A 16,541-nucleotide genomic window follows, 5' to 3' on the forward strand; every position below is an offset into this window, starting at 1 on the left:
CGTACGGGATCGGACCGGCGGGGATCGGACCGGCGGGGACCGAACAGGCGGGGATCAGACCGGCGGGGCGATGAACACACCGCGGTCGACGTCGTTGAACGACTCCTTGGCGACGAGCTCGTTCATGGGGTTGGCGGTGCCCCACTGGTCGGCGATCTCGGGCTGGGAGAAGTCGTAGACGTGCGGGTGCCAGGTGTCCTCGTCCAGCAGTTCCAGCTCCGTCGTGTACTCGACGGTGTTGCCCTGCGGGTCGAGGAAGTAGGTGAAGGTGTTGTCGCCGGCCGTGTGCCGGCCCGGGCCCCAGAGCTTGCGGGCCCCCGAGCGGATCACCCGGCCGGAGCCGCGCAGGTACTCGTCGATACCGCGCATCTCGAAGGAGACGTGGTGCAGGGAGGTGTGCGGGCCCTTGGCGATCGCCATGGAGTGGTGCTGGTTGCTGATCCGCATGAAGTGCATGGCCTCACCCATCCGGGGATGCATGAGGGTGTCGGAGAGCCGGAAGCCCAGGTGGCGCTCGTACCACTCCCGAGTGACGTTCAGGTCCGGGGAGTTGAGGACGACGTGCGAGAGCTTGACCGGGATGGCCTCCTTCTCCTCGATCTTGCGGTGCTGCCGGGTCTCGACGTCCGCCGAGACCTCGACGGTGCGGCCGTCGACGTCGAAGAAGCGGAAGCCGTAGCCGCCACCCGGGGTCTCGACCTTGCCCGGCCGCGATACCAGCCGGACGCCCCCGGCGAGGAGTCGCTCGGCGAGGGTGTCCACGTCCGCCGCGCTCGCCGCGCCGTAGGACACCAGGTCGAGGCGCTTCTCGTCGGCCTTGCGCAGCCGTACGACGTAACTCTCGGGGCTGCCCTCGGCGGCCAGGAAGGAGATCCCGGAGTCCTCGGCGACCTTGGTCAGGCCCCAGACACCGGCGTAGAAGTCGAGTTGCCTGTCGTAGTCGGGCACGGCGAGGTCGACGTGCCGCAGGTGGGTGAGCAGACGCATGGAGGTCAGTCCTTCCGGAGGAGGGCGGCGGCGTTGCCGCCTCGTACGGCGTGGAAGTCGGCGTCGGGCAGCCGGGCCGCGCGCAGCGCGCCGACGGGGTCCTCGGTGCCCATGTCGAAGGGGAAGTCCGAGCCGAGGAGTACGCGGTCGGCGCCGACGGCGCGGACCAACTCCCTCAGGACGTGCGGGTCGTGGACCAGCGAGTCGAAGTACAGCCGCCTGAGGTAGCTGCTGGGCAGGTGGGCGCAGCCCGCTCCCGCGTCGGCGCGCGTCGACCAGGCGTGGTCGGAGCGGCCGATGTGGGTGGGCAGATAGCCGCCGCCGTGCGCGGCGATCAGCTTCAGATCGGGGTGCCGGTCCAGCACCCCGGAGAAGACGATGTGGGAGAGCGCGACGGCGTTCTCGGTGGGCTGGCCCACGGTGTTGGACAGGTACCAGCGGTCCAGGCGCTCGTCGAGCGTGCAGCCGAAGGGGTGCAGGAAGACGATCGCGCCGGTCTCCCCGGCCCGCGCCCAGAAGGGCTCGTACGCCGGGTCGGACAGTTCCCGCCCCGGGGCGTGGGAGGAGATCTCGACCCCGGACAGGCCCTGTTCCAGGGCGTGTTCGAGGGCCCGTACGGCCAGGTCCGGGTGCTGGAGCGGAACGAGCCCGAGTCCCTTCAGCCGGTCGGGCGCGCGGGCGCAGTGCGCGGCGGTCGCCTCGCCCGCGAGCCGGTACAGCTTCTCGGCGGTCTCCTCGTCGGCCCAGTAGTGGTAGTGCGAGGGCGAGGGACTCACCAGCTGCACGTCCACGCCCTGCGCGTCCATGGCGGCCAGCCGCACGGTGACATCGGTCAGCCGCGGGACGCGCTCACGGACCATGGGGCCGCTGACGGCCAGGGAGGCGGGGCCGTTGCGCCGGGCGTCCAGCTCCCTGGCCGCGGTGAGACCGGGGTGGCCGGTGACGAGGGCGTCGACCTCGGGGAGCAGGACGTGGGCGTGCACGTCGACGGTCGGCGACGGGTGGTCGGTCACGGCAGTTCCTTGAGCATCGTCATCGTCCGGCCGATCAGACCCGGGACGTCGGCGTCGCGGACGCCGTCCAGTTGCCACTGCCCGAGCTGCACGGACGCCTCGACGACGGCCCGCACCCGGGGGATGCGGCGCTCGTAGTACCGCTGGAGCAGGTCGTCGTCCCAGTCCCGGCCGGCGGTGAGGAGTTCGACGAGGACGGAGGCGTCCTCCAGGGACATGGCCGCGCCCTGCGCGAGGGTGGGCGGGCAGCAGTGCGCGGCGTCGCCGATCAGCACCACCCGGCCGCGGTGCCAGGAGCCCTCGACCAGCAGCCGGTCGAACCAGGTGTAGTTGACCTTCGCCGGGTCCGTGATGTGCGGGGTGATCTCGGCCCAGTGGCCGCCGTATCCCCGCGCGAGCCGGCGCATCTCGTCGGCGTAGCGGGCCGGGTCGATGGAGGCGCGGTCGCGGCAGGCCTCGACGACGTAGGCGTAGATGGTGTGCTCGCTGGTCGGGCAGTAGCCGGCGATGTACGCCGGGCCGCCGTAGGCCAGGTCGGTGCGCACCAGGCCCGCGGGGCGTGGGGCGGTGGTGCGCCAGATGGCCATGCCGGTCGGCTCGGGTTTCGCCGTGATGCCGATGGCGGCGCGGGTCGCGGAGTTGAGTCCGTCGGCGGCGATCACCAGGTCGTACCGGGCGGTGGTGCCGTCGCTGAAGCGCGCCGAGACGCCGTCGGCGTCCTGGTCCAGGGCCTCGGCGGTGGTGCCCAGGCGGACTCCGGCGCCGCTGGCGCGGACGGCGTCGATGAGGATCTGCTGCAACCGCGGCCGCTGCATGCCCAGGGTGGCGGGCAGGTCGTCGCCGCCGGTCCGGATGTCCTCGGCCTCGTGGAGAACGGTGCCGTCGGGGGCGACGACACCCAGCGAACCGAAGGCCCGGCCGGAGGATTCGACCTGGTCCAGAACGCCGAGGTCGCGCAGCACGCGCAGGGCGTTGCCCTGGAGGGTGATGCCGGAGCCGGTCGTGGCGTTCCAGTCGGGCCTGGCCTCGATCAGGTCCACGGTGACGCCGGCGCGGCGCAGCAGGACGGTCACGGCGTTGCCTGCGGCGCCGCCGCCGACGACGAGGACCGTGCGGGGTGTGGTCATGGGAAGCTCCCTTGTCACGCGGGCTACTTGACCGCGACCGGGTTGACGGGTGAGCCGACGGCTCCGGTGATGGGCAGGGGTGCGGCGGTGAGCCAGAACTCGTACCGGCCGTCCGCCGCGCAGTCGGCGGCGAGCGCGTCGGGGTCCCACATCTCCCCGATGAGCAGGCCCATGTTGGGGATGGCGACCTGGTGCAGGGGCTGGAAGGCCGCGTCGAACTCGTTCGGCCGTACCTCGAAGCCCCAGGTGTCGGTGGCGATCGCGGCGATCTCGGTGCGGTGCAGCCAGCCGGCCGTGGTGAAGGACAGGCCGGGCGAGTCGCCGCCCGCGTAGTCGCCCCAGCCCTCGCGCCGGGCCCGGGCCAGCCGGCCGGTCCGCACGACGACGATGTCCCCGCGGCCGACCGCCACGCCGTGCGCGTCGGCGGTCGCGGTCAGGTGCTCCTCGGTGATGGCGAACCCGTCGGGCAACTCTCCTTCGTCACCGATGACTTGACCGACATCGAGGAGCACCCCGCGCCCCGCGACGTACGGCGCCATGTGCTCGATGCCGGTGACGAGGTCGCCGTCCGAGGTGACGACCCGCTCGGCCGGCCGCCCGTTCCACGCCTTGCCGTGGTCGAAGATGTGGCCGAGCCCGTCCCACTGGGTGGAGCACTGGAGCGGCATCGCGATCACGTCGTCGGCGCCGCCGATGCCGTGCGGGAAGCCCTGGTTGCCGAGGGCGGCGTCGGTACCGGTGTCGAGCATGGTGTGCACCGGGTTGGTGCGCCGCCGCCAGCCCTTCTGCGGGCCGTTCATGTCGAAGGACTGCGCGAGCGAGAAGCTGACTCCGCGGCGGACCAGTGCGGCGCCCTCGCGGCGCTTCGCCTCGTCGAGGAAGTTCAGGGTGCCCAGCACATCGTGTTCGCCCCAACGGCCCCAGTTGGAGAAGGACTTGGCGGCTTCGGCGATCGCGCCCTCGGGGTCGCGGCGGTCCGGGCTCACGACGCCCCCTGGGCGATACAGCGGGTGCGCTGGGCACCGAGCCCGGTGATCGAGCCGTCCATGACGTCGCCGTCGCGCAGCAGCCGCCCCCAGTGCATGCCGTTGCCGGCCGGGGAACCCGTCAACACCAGGTCGCCGGGCAGGAGTTGGGCGGTCTGTGAGGCGTACGACACCAGCCGGGCGATGCCGAAGAGCATGTCCTCGGTGGACTCGTCCTGCATGGTCTCGCCGTTCAGCTTCAGGGTGACCCGCAGATCGCCCGGGTCGGCGATCGACGCGGCCGGCACGATCCAGGGGCCGAGCGGGGTGAAGCCGGGCGCGTTCTTGCTGCGCAGCCAGTCCGTGCCGATGGCCTTCATGTCCCGGCGGAAGACGGTGGCACGGTCGGTGAGGTCGTTGGCGATCGTGTACCCGGCGACGTGCGCCAGGGCCTCCGACGCGGACACCCGGTAGGCCGGCTTGCCGACGACGACCGCCAACTCCAGCTCCCAGTCCGGCTGTTCGGCCCAGGATGGCAGGACGACATCGTCGTAAGGCCCGGTGATCGCACTCGGCAGACCGATGAACACGTACGGCAGGTCCTCCGCCGCCCGTCGGTCCATGACCTCGGCGATCTCCGCCCGGGCCGCTTCCGGTGTGCGCGGGTCGTCGGGCGCGCGGTGGGCGAGCTCCAGGTCGATCACGTGCTGCCGGTAGTTGGCGCCGGACTGGAAGACCTGGCGGGGCTCGACCGGGGCGTGCACCCGCAGTCCGTCGAGCGGCTGCCAGGCGTCGGCGGTGGCGGCGGTGTCGGTGGCGCCGTTCGCCGCGAGGGCGCCCAGGCGCGGCAGCACCTCGTCCCAGCGCTCGAAGAGCCGCCGAGTGGTCAGGGCGGGGTCGCCGAGGGCGCCGCGAAGGTCCAGCACCCGCCCTTCGGGGACCACGAGCCCGGGGAAAGATGCCTGGTCAGGGGCGGAGAGGGTGCCGAGGGCGAAGGGTCCGGAGAAGGACGCGGAAGGGGCTGCGGGTTTCACTGACATGTCCTCCTGGTTGCGATGCGACTAATCTGGCCCCACCTCCCGTAATCTGGGAAATCGATTCTTTGGATATCGATCATCCATCGCATGAATAACGCTGCCTGGGGCGGCCTCGGTGTGGAGGCGTTGTGTACCTGTCCGGCCTCGATCTCAATCTCGTCCTGTCCCTGCGGGCGCTGCTGGAGGAACGCAACGTCACCCGCGCCGGGCAGCGCATCGGGCTCAGCCAGCCCGCGATGAGCGCGGCCCTGGCCCGTCTGCGCCGTCACTTCGACGACGAGCTGCTCTCCCGCGTCGGTGGCCAGTACGAGCTCACGGCCCTCGGGCGCGCGCTGCTCGACCGCACCGCCACCGCCTGTGACCTGCTGGAAAGGGTGTTCAGCAGCAGGGCCGAGTTCGTTCCCGGCAGCGAGGAGCACGAGTTCACCCTGCTCTCCTCCGACTACGCCGTCGCCGTGTTCGGTGCCGAGCTCGCCCGGACCGTGCACGCCGAGGCTCCCGGGGTACGGCTGCGCTTCCAGCGGCCTCCGACCGACGTGACGGAGGAGACGGCGGCACTGCTCAGCACGGCCGACGGACTGCTGATGCCGCACGGCGTCATCAGTGGCTTCCCCACCGTCGAGCTGTTCACCGACGGCTGGGCCTTTCTCGTCGCCGAGACCAACGACGAGGTCGGCGACCGGCTGACCATGGACGACCTGGCACGGCTGCCCTGGGTCACCTACCAGCGCACCTACGACGCCCCCGCCGCCCGCCAGTTGAGCATGCTCGGCATCGAACCCCGCGTCGAGGTCTCCGTCGACAGCTTCCAGGTACTGCCGTTCCTGGTGGCCGGCACCCGCCGGATCGCCCTGGTGCAGCAGCGCCTGGCCGAGCAGCTGCGCGGGGTGGCCGCCGTACGCGTCATGGCGGCTCCGTACGAGGTGGTCCCTCTCCAGGAAGCCCTGTGGTGGCACCCGGTCCACACCCACGACGCGGCCCATATGTGGCTGCGCGAGACCGCGGCCCGCGTGGGAGCGGAGCTGAGCGCGCCCGCGTCCGGCCCCCGGGCCGCATCCAAGGCGTGAATGATCCACATCTTCGATCTCGATCGGCCAGGGGGTAGGCAGGTTCCGCGGGGTACCTCATAGTCGTCTCAACCCGGCGCCGGAGCCGCCCCGCTCACCGCTGCCGGGGCGGCGCAGACCCCGGTGAGCCGGACCTTCGCGACGCCACGGCGATCATCGGTGCCCCCACACTCCGGCCACACCGAGCGCTCCGGATCCGCCCCGTGTTCCGGGCGGACTCACCGAAACGGCCGCGCCCCCGTCCCCCTCCCGATACACCAGGTGGAGTTCCCGCATGCCCGCACCCGTGCCCCCGCTCCCGTCCCCGCCGCTCGCCGCCGTCGAGGACGCGCCGTCCGAGCAGCCCGTGTCCGGAGCCGGCCACCGGCTTCGCATCACGCTGCTGATGGCCGGCAGCTGTCTGCCCATCCTGGGCGCCGTGCTCATCGCCCCCGTCCTGCCGCGGATGCGGGACCACTTCGCCGGCACACCCGGCGTCGAGGCGCTGGTCCCGATGGCCCTGACGATCCCGGCCCTGTCCCTGGCACTGCTGGCGCCCATCGCCGGCATCGTCGCCGACCGGCTCGGCCGTGAACGCCTCCTCGTGATCGCCACCGTGCTCTACGCCGTCGTCGGCACCGCCCCGCTGTGGCTGGACTCCCTCGGCGCCATCGTCGCCAGCCGCGCCCTCGTCGGTGTCGTCGAGGCCGCCATCATGACCTGCTGCACCACGCTGATCGGCGACCACTACTCCGGCCGGCAGCGCGACCGCTACCTGGCCATGCAGACGATGTGCGCCGCGATCTCCGCGACGGCCTTCTTCGTCCTGGGCGGCGCGGCGGGATCGGCCGGCTGGCGCACGCCGTTCTGGGCCTACGCCGTCAGCCTGCTCCTCGCCCCCGCCATGGCCGCCTTCCTGCCCCGACCCCGGCCGACCGACAACACCACCGCCCCCTCCCCCACCACACCCGCCGACACGACCACCGCCCCCACCCCCACCACACCCCCCGAGCCGGCCGGGCGCTCCTTCCCTTGGCGGCCGCTGGCCGGAACGTGTGCGCTCACCGTCTTCGGCGCCGTCCTCTTCTACACCGTCCAGGTGGAGATGGCCTTCCTCCTCGACGACATGGGCGTGACCGACCCCGGCATGATCGGGCTCGCCATCGCCGCCTCCAGCATCGCGACCGTGATCGGCGCGGTCGTCTTCACCAGGCTCGGCCGCACCCCGGACACCTGGCTGCCCGCCGTCTTCGCCCTGTGCGCCCTGGGTTTCGCCGTGATGTGGCTCGCCCCCGACCCCGTCGTGCTGACCGTCGGCGCCGTGATCAACTGCTTCGGCGGCGGCATCATGCTGCCGAGCCTGCTCACCCTCGCGCTGTCCAAGCTCGACTACGCCGACCGCGGCCGCGGCACCGGACTGTGGACGGGTTCCTTCTTCATCGGCCAGTTCATCTGCCCACTCGTGGTCCTCGCGCTCACCTCGGCCGTCGGCAGTCCGGCGGGCGCCCTGGGCGTGCTCGCGGTCGCCGGATCGGTCGGGGCGATCGGACTGGGCCTCGCCGCCCGTCGGCACGTGCCCCTCACCGCGAGGTGACGATCCTCCCGCGCGCCCGACGGGCCGGGCGCAAGGTGCTCCGGTCTCAGGTGTCGGCCGGGCTCAGCCAGGCGCCGATGCCGGCGAGGGCGCCGTTCCCGTAGTCGGACTCGACGTCGTTGGCCAGGTCGGCGATGGTGACGGACCCCAGGGACGCGCGCCACGCCGACTCGGCGGAGGCCATGGCACGGGAGATCGCACACGGCGCGGTGCAGGCCTCGGGCGGACTCGCCATCGGGCCGCGTTGGCGGATCTCCGTACAGACGAAGGCCGGGCCGGGCCCGTCGATCGCCTCGACGACGTCGAGCACTGTGATCAACGCGGGCGACCGGGTCAGGACGTAGCCGCCCGACTTTCCCTGCACCGCCTGCACAAGCCCGGCGCGCGAAAGGGCCTGGAGCTGCTTGGCGAGATAGGTGGGCGGGACATCGTGCAGCTGCGCGAGCCGCGCCGCCGGCACCGGCTCCTCCACCGAGGTCAGCACGACACAGCAGTGCAGAGCCCACTCCACGCCACCGGACATTTTCACCCCCTCACCCTACCTGCGCCCCATTGACACGGACACGAGATGTCCGAGTATCATCCCGGATAGAAAGTGTCCGAGTTTATGGGCGGCGCGGCAGTGTCGCTGCGACAGTGATTACATAAGCCGCATATCACGTACGGGTCGCGTAACGGGCATGGTCATCGAGGGAAGGGCAGATCATGAAGTTCGCAGTCATCGGCGGCACCGGGCTGATCGGGTCGCAGGTCGTGGAGAACCTCAACGGGGCCGGACATCAGGCGGTCCCGCACTCACCGTCCACGGGCGTGGACATCATCACCGGCCGAGGCCTCGAGGCAGCGCTCGCGGGCGCGGACGTCGTCGTCAACCTGTCGAACTCGCCGACCTTCGACGAGGCCTCGCTCGCCTTCTTCCAGACCTCGATGGACAACCTCCTCGCCGCGAGCGAGAAGGCCGGAGTCGGGCACTTCGTCATCCTCTCCATCGTCGGCGTGGACCGGGTTCCCGACCTGGACTACTACCGGGCGAAGGTCCTCCAGGAGGACATCCTCAAGGCCGGGGCCGTCCCCTACTCCATCGTCCGCGCCACGCAGTTCATGGAGTTCATGGACGCGGTCCTGTCCTGGACCGCCGACGGTGACACCGTCCGCCTGCCCGCCACGCCGATCCAGCCGATCGCCGCCGCGGACGTGGCCCGCCTCGTCGCCGAGACGGCCGCGGGCGCACCGCTCAACGGCGTCCTCGACATCGCGGGCCCCGACCGCTACCCCCTCGACGAACTCGGCCGGCTCACCCTCGCCGCCAAGAGCGACGCGCGGACCGTCGTCACCGACGACAGCGCCGGCATGTTCGCCGCGGTCGACGGTGACGTTCTCACCGCCCCGGCCGGCGCCCGCATCGCCCCCACCCGCTACAGCGACTGGCTCTCCTGACCGCCGGCACTCCCCCACGCGTCGCGTAACGCCATCAGCCCTTGGCCAGGAGTGCCTTGAGCGCGATGTTGAGCTCCAGGACGTTGACCCGGGGCTCGCCGATGAAGCCGAGGGTGCGGCCGTCGGTGTGCTCGCCGACCAGTCTCCGGACCCGGGCGACGGTCAGGCCGTTCTTCTCGGCGATCCGGTGGACCTGGATGTCCGCGTACTGCGGGGAGATGTCCGGGTCCAGGCCGGAGCCTGAGGAGGTGACGGCGTCGGCGGGCACGGCCGAGGGGCTGACCTTGTAGTCGGCTGTCGAGTTGTCCTTGACGACCGCCGCCTTCGCGGCCGTCACCCAGTCGATCAGGTCCCTGTTGTCCGCGGAGCGGTTGGTGGCGCCGGACAGGATCAGCTTGTACCGGGTGTTGACGCCGTTGGTGCCGAGGCCGTTCTGCGGGCGGCCCTGGAACCACTTCAGGTCGGGCTCCGGGGTCTCCTGCCCCTTCTCCAGCGGCAGGTTGTACGCCTGGCCGATGAGCGAGGAGCCGACGACCTTGCCGTCCGCCTTGATCTCGGAGCCGTTCGCCTTGTCGCCGAACAGCCCCTGGGCGATGCCGGTGACGACCAGCGGGTAGATGACGCCGGTGACCAGGGTCAGCACGAGGAGGGCGCGCAGGCCCGCCCCGAGCAACCGGGCGGTGTTTGCCAGGGAGTTGTTCATGGCGGTTCAGCCGATCCCGGGGATGAGGGAGATGAGCAGGTCGATGAGCTTGATGCCGACGAAGGGCGCTACCAGGCCGCCGATGCCGTAGATCGTCAGGTTGCGGCGGAGCATCTTGTCCGCGCTCACCGGCCGGTACCGCACGCCCCTCAGGGACAGCGGGACCAGGGCGATGATGATCAGCGCGTTGAAGATGACGGCGGACAGGATCGCGGAGTCCGGGGAGGACAGGCCCATGATGTTGAGCCTGTCCAGGCCGGGATAGACCGCCGCGAACAGCGCGGGGATGATCGCGAAGTACTTGGCGACGTCGTTGGCGATGGAGAACGTCGTCAACGCGCCCCGGGTGATGAGAAGTTGCTTGCCGATCTCGACGATCTCGATGAGCTTGGTCGGGTTGGAGTCGAGGTCGACCATGTTGCCGGCCTCCTTCGCGGCCGACGTACCCGTGTTCATCGCGACACCGACGTCCGCCTGGGCCAGCGCGGGTGCGTCGTTGGTGCCGTCGCCGGTCATCGCGACGAGCTTGCCGCCCGCCTGCTCCCGTTTGATGAGCGCCATCTTGTCCTCGGGGGTGGCCTCCGCGAGGAAGTCGTCGACACCGGCCTCCTCGGCGATCGCCTTCGCCGTGAGCGGGTTGTCGCCCGTGATCATGATGGTCTTGATGCCCATACGGCGCAGCTCGTCGAACCGCTCGCGCATGCCGTCCTTGACGACGTCCTTGAGGTGGATGACGCCCAACACCCGTGCCCCGTCGGTGCCTTCGGTGGCCACGAGCAGCGGCGTGCCGCCCGCCTCGGAGATCCGGTCGGTGAGCGCGCCGGCGTCCTCGGACACCTCGCCGCCCCGCTCCCGCACCCAGGCGACGACCGAACCGGCCGCGCCCTTGCGGATCTTGCGGCCGTCGACGTCCACGCCCGACATCCGGGTCTGGGCGGTGAAGGCGATCCAATCGGCGCCGGCCAGTTCGCCCTGATGGCGCTCCCTCAGCCCGTACCTCTCCTTCGCCAGGACGACGATGGAGCGGCCCTCAGGCGTCTCGTCGGCCAGCGACGACAGCTGGGCGGCGTCGGCGAGTTCGGCCTCGCCGGTGCCGCGCACCGGCACGAACTCGGCGGCCTGGCGGTTGCCCAGGGTGATGGTGCCGGTCTTGTCGAGCAGCAGGGTCGAGACGTCACCCGCGGCCTCGACGGCCCGGCCGGACATGGCCAGGACGTTCCTCTGCACCAGGCGGTCCATGCCCGCGATGCCGATCGCCGACAGCAGCGCGCCGATCGTGGTGGGGATGAGACAGACCAGCAGTGCCACCAGCACGACCATCGTCAGATGCGTGCCCGCGTAGTCCGCGAACGGCGGCAGCGTCGCCACCGCCAGCAGGAAGACGATCGTGAGCGAGGCGAGCAGGATGTTCAGCGCGATCTCGTTCGGCGTCTTCTGCCGGGCCGCGCCCTCGACCAGGCTGATCATCCGGTCGATGAAGGTCTCGCCCGGCTTCGTCGTGATCCTGATGACGATCCGGTCGGAGAGGACCTTCGTGCCGCCGGTGACAGCGCTGCGGTCACCCCCCGACTCACGGATGACGGGCGCCGACTCACCGGTGATCGCCGACTCGTCGACGCTCGCGACGCCCTCGACGACGTCACCGTCACCCGGGATGACATCACCGGCCTCGCACACGACGAGGTCGCCGATCCTCAACCCGGTTCCCGGGACCCGCTCTTCGGAGTTCCCGGCGAGCCGTCGGGCCACCGTGTCGGTCTTGGCCCTGCGCAAGGTGTCGGCCTGCGCCTTGCCTCGGCCCTCGGCGACCGCTTCCGCCAGGTTGGCGAAGACCACGGTCAGCCACAGCCAGGCGCTGATGGTCCAGCCGAACCAGTCGCCCGGGTCCTTGAAGGAGAACATGGTGGTGAGCAGGGAACCGATCCACACCACGAACATCACGGGCGACTTGACCATCACCCGCGGGTCTAGTTTGCGGAAGGCGTCCGGCAGGGCCTTGACGAGTTGCCTGGGGTCGAACAGGCCCGCACCGACGCGGCCCTGGTCCTGGTGACCGGTCGGCACATCCTGGTGCGGCGCCCGTGTCGGGACGGCTGTGGACATCGAGTCCTCTTGCTTCGTTACGTCGGTCGTCATGACGCCAGCCCTTCGGCGAGCGGTCCCAGCGCGAGCGCCGGGAAGTAGGTCAGGCCGGTGATGATCAGGATCGCGCCCACCAACAGGCCGGTGAACAGCGGCTTTTCGGTACGCAGGGTGCCCGCCGTCGCCGGGATCGGCCGCTGCTCGGCGAGCGAGCCGGCCAGCGCCAGCACGAACACCATCGGCAGGAAGCGGCCGAGGAGCATCGCCACGCCCAGGGTGCTGTTGAACCACTGCGTGTCCGCGTTGAGACCGGCGAAGGCCGAGCCGTTGTTGTTGGACGCCGAGGTGTAGGCGTAGAGGATCTCGGAGAAGCCGTGCGCGCCGGAGTTGGTCATGGAGTCGCCCGGGGTGGGCAGCGCCATCGCCGCGGCGGCGAAGACCAGAACCAGCGCCGGGGTGACGAGGAGGTAGCAGGCCGCGCACTTGATCTCGCGGGTGCCGATCTTCTTGCCCAGGTACTCGGGGGTCCGGCCGACCATCAGACCGGCGATGAACACCGCGATGACCGCCATGATCAGCATGCCGTACAGGCCGGAGCCGGTACCGCCGGGCGCGATCTCGCCCAGCATCATGCCGAGCATGGTGATGCCGCCGCCCAGGCCGGTGAAGGAGGAGTGGAAGGAGTCCACCGCGCCGGTCGAGGTGAGCGTCGTCGACACCGCGAAGACGGACGAGGAACCGACCCCGAAGCGGACCTCCTTGCCCTCCAACGCGCCCCCGGCGATCTGGAGCGCCGGGCCGTGATGGGCGAACTCGGTCCACATCATCAGGGCGACGAAGCCGACCCAGATGGTGGCCATCGTCGCGAGGATCGCGTAACCCTGCTTGACGGAGCCGACCATGATGCCGAAGGTGCGGGTCAGCGCGAGCGGGATCACCAGCAGCAGGAAGATCTCGAAGAGGTTCGTGAACGGGGTCGGGTTCTCGAACGGGTGGGCGGAGTTGGCGTTGAAGTAGCCGCCACCGTTGGTGCCCAGCTCCTTGATGGCCTCCTGGGAGGCGACCGCACCGCCGTTCCACTGCTGCGAGCCGCCGAAGAACTGGCCGACCTCGTGAATGCCGGAGAAGTTCTGGATGGCGCCGCAGGCGACCAGGACGATCGCGGCGCCGACGGCGAGCGGCAGCAGGAGGCGGACGGTCCCGCGCACCAGGTCCGACCAGAAATTGCCCAGCTCACCGGTACGGGATCGGGCGAACCCCCGTACGAGGGCCACCGCGACGGCGATGCCGACGGCCGCGGAGACGAAGTTCTGCACCGCCAGGCCGGCCGTCTGCACGACGTGGCCCATGGCCTGCTCGCCGTAGTACGACTGCCAGTTGGTGTTCGTGACGAAGGACGCGGCGGTGTTGAACGCCTGGTCCGGGTCGATCGCCCTGAAGCCCAGCGAGCCGGGCAGATGCCCCTGGAGCCGCTGGAGCAGATACAGGAAGAGGACGCCGACCGCGGAGAAGGCCAGCACGCCCCGCAGGTAGGCGGGCCAGCGCATCTCGGTGTTCGGGTCGGCGCCGATGGCCTTGTAGATCCACTTCTCGACGCGCCAGTGTGTGTCGGTGGAGTAGACCCTGGCCATGTAGGCGCCGAGGGGGACGTAGGCGAGCGCCAGCGCCGCTGTGAGAGCCAGCAGCTGGAGCACGCCGGCGAGTACGGGACCCATGGCCGCTCAGAACCTCTCCGGGAAGATCAGGGCGAGGACCAGATAGCCCAGCAGGGCGACGGCCACGACGAGGCCGACGATGTTCTCGGCGGTCACAGCTTGGTCACCCCCTTGGCGACGAGGGCCACCAGCGCGAAGACCGCGATCGTGGTGACGACGAAGGCCGGATCGGCCATCGCGAACTCCTTGGAGAGGGTCGGAAGAGGTACGGACAGGTCGAGAGAACACCGTCCGTGGCCGGAAACGACCGTCGTTGACACGTCCCTGACGGCGGCGTCCACGCCTTTGACGCCGCCCTTACGGCCGGCGGTCGGTGGTGGGGTCCGCGGGGGGGCGCGGACCGGGTCACGGGATCTCCTGCTCGGCCCAGATGATCTTTCCGTCGGCCGTGTACCGGGCGCCCCACCGGTGGGCCAGCTGCGCCACCAGGAAGAGGCCACGGCCGCCCTCGTCGGTGATCCGGGCATGCCTCAACCGTGGGGCCGTGCTGCTGGCGTCGGAGACCTCGCAGGTCAGGCGTGCGTCGAGGAGCAGCCGCAGCCGTATGGGGGGTGTGGCATAGCGCACGGCGTTGGTGACCAGCTCGCTCACGATGAGCTCGGACGTCATGGCCAGATCGCCCAGCCCCCAGGCCTCCACCTGCCGGGTGGCCCGGGCCCGGACGTCGGAGACGGCGGCCGGGTCCACCGGCACCTCCCAGGAGACGACGTGGTCGGGGCCGAGGGCGTGCGTGCGCGCCAGGAGCAGGGCGATGTCGTCGGGCTGGGGCACGGGCACGAGCTGTCGCACCGCCGAGGTGCACAGGGTCGCCAGATCGGCGTCGGACCGGGCGAGCAGCTCGCCGAGCCGGAGCATGCCTTCTTCGATGTCCCGGTCGGCTCCCTCCACGAGGCCGTCGGTGTAGAGACCGATCAGGCTGTTCTCGGCGAGCTCGATCTCCGTCGATTCGAACGCCATCCCGCCGAGCCCCAGCGGAGGACCGGCCGGGGGCTCCGGGAACGAGACCTGCCCGTCGGGGGCGACGACCACGGGCGGCGGGTGTCCGGCCCGGGCCATCGTGCACCGTCGGGTGACCGGGTCGTAGACGGCGTACAGGCAGGTCGCCCCCAGGAAGGCGGTGGCGCCCTGATGGGCGGCCGTGTCGTCGGTCCGCTCCACGCTCAGCCGGAGCACGAGGTCGTCGAGGTGGGCCAGCAGCTCGTCGGGGGGCATCTCCATGTCGGCGAGGGTCTGTACCGCGGTGCGCAGCCGGCCCATGGTCGCCGCGGCGGCGATACCGTGCCCCACCACGTCGCCGACGACGAGGCCCACCCTGGCCCCGGACAGGGGGATCACGTCGAACCAGTCGCCGCCCACCCCGTCCGTGGGGTCCGCCGGCAGGTAGGAGGAGGCCAGCTCCAGCGCCGTTCCGCCCGCCAGGGCGTGGGGCAGCAGGCTGCGCTGAAGGGTGACCGCCGCCGTGTGCTCCCGGGTGTACCGGCGGGCGTTGTCGACGCACAGCGCCGCCCGCGCCACCAGCTCCCGGGCCAGCAGGACGTCGTCGGACCGGAACGAGACGGGGTTGAGGGACCGGACGAAGGTGGCGAGGCCCAGGGCGGTGTTCCGCGCCCGCATCGGCACGGAGATGAGGGAGTGCAGGCCGAACTCGCGGATGCTCGCCGCCCGCTCGGGCTGTTCGGAGGTCCACAGCTCGTCGGAGGGATCGAGCACGGGGATGAGGATCGGTTCGCCGTCGATGAGCAGGCCTGCGTCGTGCGGCGGGGGCAGGAAGTCCACCCGGTCCCCGATCCGTGCCACGGCCTCCGGGCAGCCCTCGCGCACCGAACACATCCCGGCGCGCCGCATCACCGGCCGCGCGGGCGCCGGTCCCGCGTCGGTCAGCCACGCGCCGTGTCCTTCGGTGCTGAGCACCGGCTCCAGGAGGTCGACGATGACGAAGTCCGCGAATCCGGGAACGGCGAAGTCGGCGAGCTCCTGGGCCGTGCGCATCACGTCCAGGGTCGTGCCGACGCGGGTCCCGGCCTCGTTGACCAGCGACAGCAGCCGGCGGGCGTTCCACCGCTCGGTGACGTCCTGGACCATGTAGCAGACCCCGGTGACGGAGTCGTCGTCACCCACCAGGGGGAAGAACGACGTGGAGTAGGCGTGGCGGCGGTGCGGGTCGGCCCAACTCCACCCCAGGTACTCGTAGTCGGTGACCGGGACCCCGGTCTCCAGCACCTTGCCCATCAGTCCCTCGATGGCGGCCGCCTGAAGTCCGGGCAGCAGGTCGCTCAGCCGGCGCCCCAGACGCTGTTCGCGGGGCACACCGCCGAAGCGTTCCAGCGTGTCGTTCAGCCACACATAGCGCAGCTCCAGGTCCATCACCGCCATCCCGACCGGGGAACGGGTCAGGAACCCGTCGAGGACGGACTGGCCCACCGTCCACTGCTCGCTCCGCCTGCGCGCCGAGAGCAGGAAGCACTCGTCGTCGCCGATCCGAAAGGAGGCGGAGACCCGCAGGTCGACGTCGACGGGGCGGCCGTCGCGGGGCCGTACGGAGATGACCCCGCTCCACCCCATCCCGGCCCGGCACCGCGCCGCGACACCGGCCACCCGTGCCGGGTCCCGGTCCATCGCCACCAGCTCCGCGGCCGAGCGACCGACGACCTCCGACGCCGGGCGGCCGAGCAGTGCTTCCGCACCACGCGTCCAGCCGACCACGACGCCGGCCGCGGACACGATCGCCGCCGCGTCGGTGGACGCATCGAGGAGATCGTGCGGTCCCGCGGGCGTCGGGGCGTCGAAAGCTTCTCGCGCAGAATCCATGGGTCCCGTCCTCTACACGACCATGGT

At 71.0% G+C, this 16,541-nt stretch carries 15 protein-coding genes; 3 read left to right on the forward strand and 12 right to left on the reverse strand.

All coding sequences use genetic code 11. The annotated features are described in order from the left end of the window. Nucleotides 1-54: 54 nt before the first annotated feature. From G9272_RS07445 to G9272_RS07465, 5 genes are read right to left on the reverse strand one after another with little or no spacing between them, the layout of a single operon-like run. A complete protein-coding gene (locus G9272_RS07445) occupies nucleotides 55-987 on the reverse strand; it encodes a VOC family protein (protein ID WP_171395800.1) in 933 nt (310 codons plus the stop codon). 5 nt (nucleotides 988-992) lie between these two features. Continuing rightward, a complete protein-coding gene (locus G9272_RS07450; protein WP_171395801.1) occupies nucleotides 993-2,000 on the reverse strand; it encodes an amidohydrolase family protein in 1,008 nt (335 codons plus the stop codon). Continuing rightward, nucleotides 1,997-3,127 (reverse strand): FAD-dependent oxidoreductase, encoded by a 1,131-nt coding sequence (locus G9272_RS07455; protein ID WP_171395802.1) that lies wholly within the window; start codon nucleotides 3,125-3,127, stop codon nucleotides 1,997-1,999. The genes G9272_RS07450 and G9272_RS07455 overlap by 4 nt, the downstream gene beginning before the upstream one ends. Before the next feature lie 23 nt (nucleotides 3,128-3,150). Beyond that, nucleotides 3,151-4,113 (reverse strand): cyclase family protein, encoded by a 963-nt coding sequence (locus tag G9272_RS07460; protein WP_171395803.1) that lies wholly within the window; start codon nucleotides 4,111-4,113, stop codon nucleotides 3,151-3,153. Continuing rightward, nucleotides 4,110-5,132: a fumarylacetoacetate hydrolase family protein gene (locus G9272_RS07465; RefSeq protein ID WP_171395804.1), complete on the reverse strand. Its 1,023-nt coding sequence runs from the start codon at nucleotides 5,130-5,132 to the stop codon at nucleotides 4,110-4,112. Before G9272_RS07465 ends, G9272_RS07460 begins: the two co-directional genes overlap by 4 nt. Before the next feature lie 125 nt (nucleotides 5,133-5,257). On the opposite strand from G9272_RS07465, the gene G9272_RS07470 reads away from it, so the two are divergent. Together G9272_RS07470 and G9272_RS07475 are read left to right on the forward strand one after the other, a co-directional pair. Next, a complete protein-coding gene (locus G9272_RS07470; protein WP_171395805.1) occupies nucleotides 5,258-6,196 on the forward strand; it encodes a LysR family transcriptional regulator in 939 nt (312 codons plus the stop codon). A 274-nt stretch (nucleotides 6,197-6,470) separates the two neighbouring features. After that, complete coding sequence (locus tag G9272_RS07475; protein ID WP_171395806.1) at nucleotides 6,471-7,769, forward strand: MFS transporter; 1,299 nt, start codon at nucleotides 6,471-6,473, stop codon at nucleotides 7,767-7,769. A gap of 46 nt (nucleotides 7,770-7,815) precedes the next feature. Here G9272_RS07475 and G9272_RS07480 read toward each other — a convergent pair whose 3' ends face one another. After that, on the reverse strand, nucleotides 7,816-8,292 hold the full coding sequence (locus G9272_RS07480) for an RrF2 family transcriptional regulator (RefSeq protein WP_171395807.1): 477 nt from the start codon (nucleotides 8,290-8,292) through the stop codon (nucleotides 7,816-7,818). A gap of 182 nt (nucleotides 8,293-8,474) precedes the next feature. On the opposite strand from G9272_RS07480, the gene G9272_RS07485 reads away from it, so the two are divergent. After that, nucleotides 8,475-9,206: an SDR family oxidoreductase gene (locus tag G9272_RS07485; RefSeq protein WP_171395808.1), complete on the forward strand. Its 732-nt coding sequence runs from the start codon at nucleotides 8,475-8,477 to the stop codon at nucleotides 9,204-9,206. 34 nt (nucleotides 9,207-9,240) lie between these two features. Here the strand turns inward: G9272_RS07485 and G9272_RS07490 are convergent, their stop codons facing one another. From G9272_RS07490 to G9272_RS07515, 6 genes are all read right to left on the reverse strand, one after another. Further along, complete coding sequence (locus G9272_RS07490) at nucleotides 9,241-9,909, reverse strand: potassium-transporting ATPase subunit C (RefSeq protein ID WP_171395809.1); 669 nt, start codon at nucleotides 9,907-9,909, stop codon at nucleotides 9,241-9,243. A gap of 6 nt (nucleotides 9,910-9,915) precedes the next feature. After that, nucleotides 9,916-12,045: a potassium-transporting ATPase subunit KdpB gene (gene kdpB / locus G9272_RS07495; protein ID WP_253267750.1), complete on the reverse strand. Its 2,130-nt coding sequence runs from the start codon at nucleotides 12,043-12,045 to the stop codon at nucleotides 9,916-9,918. After that, nucleotides 12,042-13,706: a potassium-transporting ATPase subunit KdpA gene (kdpA, locus tag G9272_RS07500; protein ID WP_171395810.1), complete on the reverse strand. Its 1,665-nt coding sequence runs from the start codon at nucleotides 13,704-13,706 to the stop codon at nucleotides 12,042-12,044. The genes kdpB and kdpA overlap by 4 nt, the downstream gene beginning before the upstream one ends. A gap of 6 nt (nucleotides 13,707-13,712) precedes the next feature. After that, on the reverse strand, nucleotides 13,713-13,802 hold the full coding sequence (gene kdpF, locus G9272_RS07505) for a K(+)-transporting ATPase subunit F (RefSeq protein WP_016434100.1): 90 nt from the start codon (nucleotides 13,800-13,802) through the stop codon (nucleotides 13,713-13,715). Beyond that, on the reverse strand, nucleotides 13,799-13,966 hold the full coding sequence (locus tag G9272_RS07510) for a hypothetical protein (RefSeq protein ID WP_171394565.1): 168 nt from the start codon (nucleotides 13,964-13,966) through the stop codon (nucleotides 13,799-13,801). The genes kdpF and G9272_RS07510 overlap by 4 nt, the downstream gene beginning before the upstream one ends. Nucleotides 13,967-14,051: 85 nt before the next feature. Next, nucleotides 14,052-16,514: a SpoIIE family protein phosphatase gene (locus G9272_RS07515; protein ID WP_171395811.1), complete on the reverse strand. Its 2,463-nt coding sequence runs from the start codon at nucleotides 16,512-16,514 to the stop codon at nucleotides 14,052-14,054. Between the last annotated feature and the right edge of the window lie 27 nt (nucleotides 16,515-16,541).

The sequence above is a fragment of the Streptomyces asoensis genome (genome assembly GCF_013085465.1).
Classification (GTDB): Bacteria; Actinomycetota; Actinomycetes; order Streptomycetales; family Streptomycetaceae; genus Streptomyces; species Streptomyces cacaoi_A.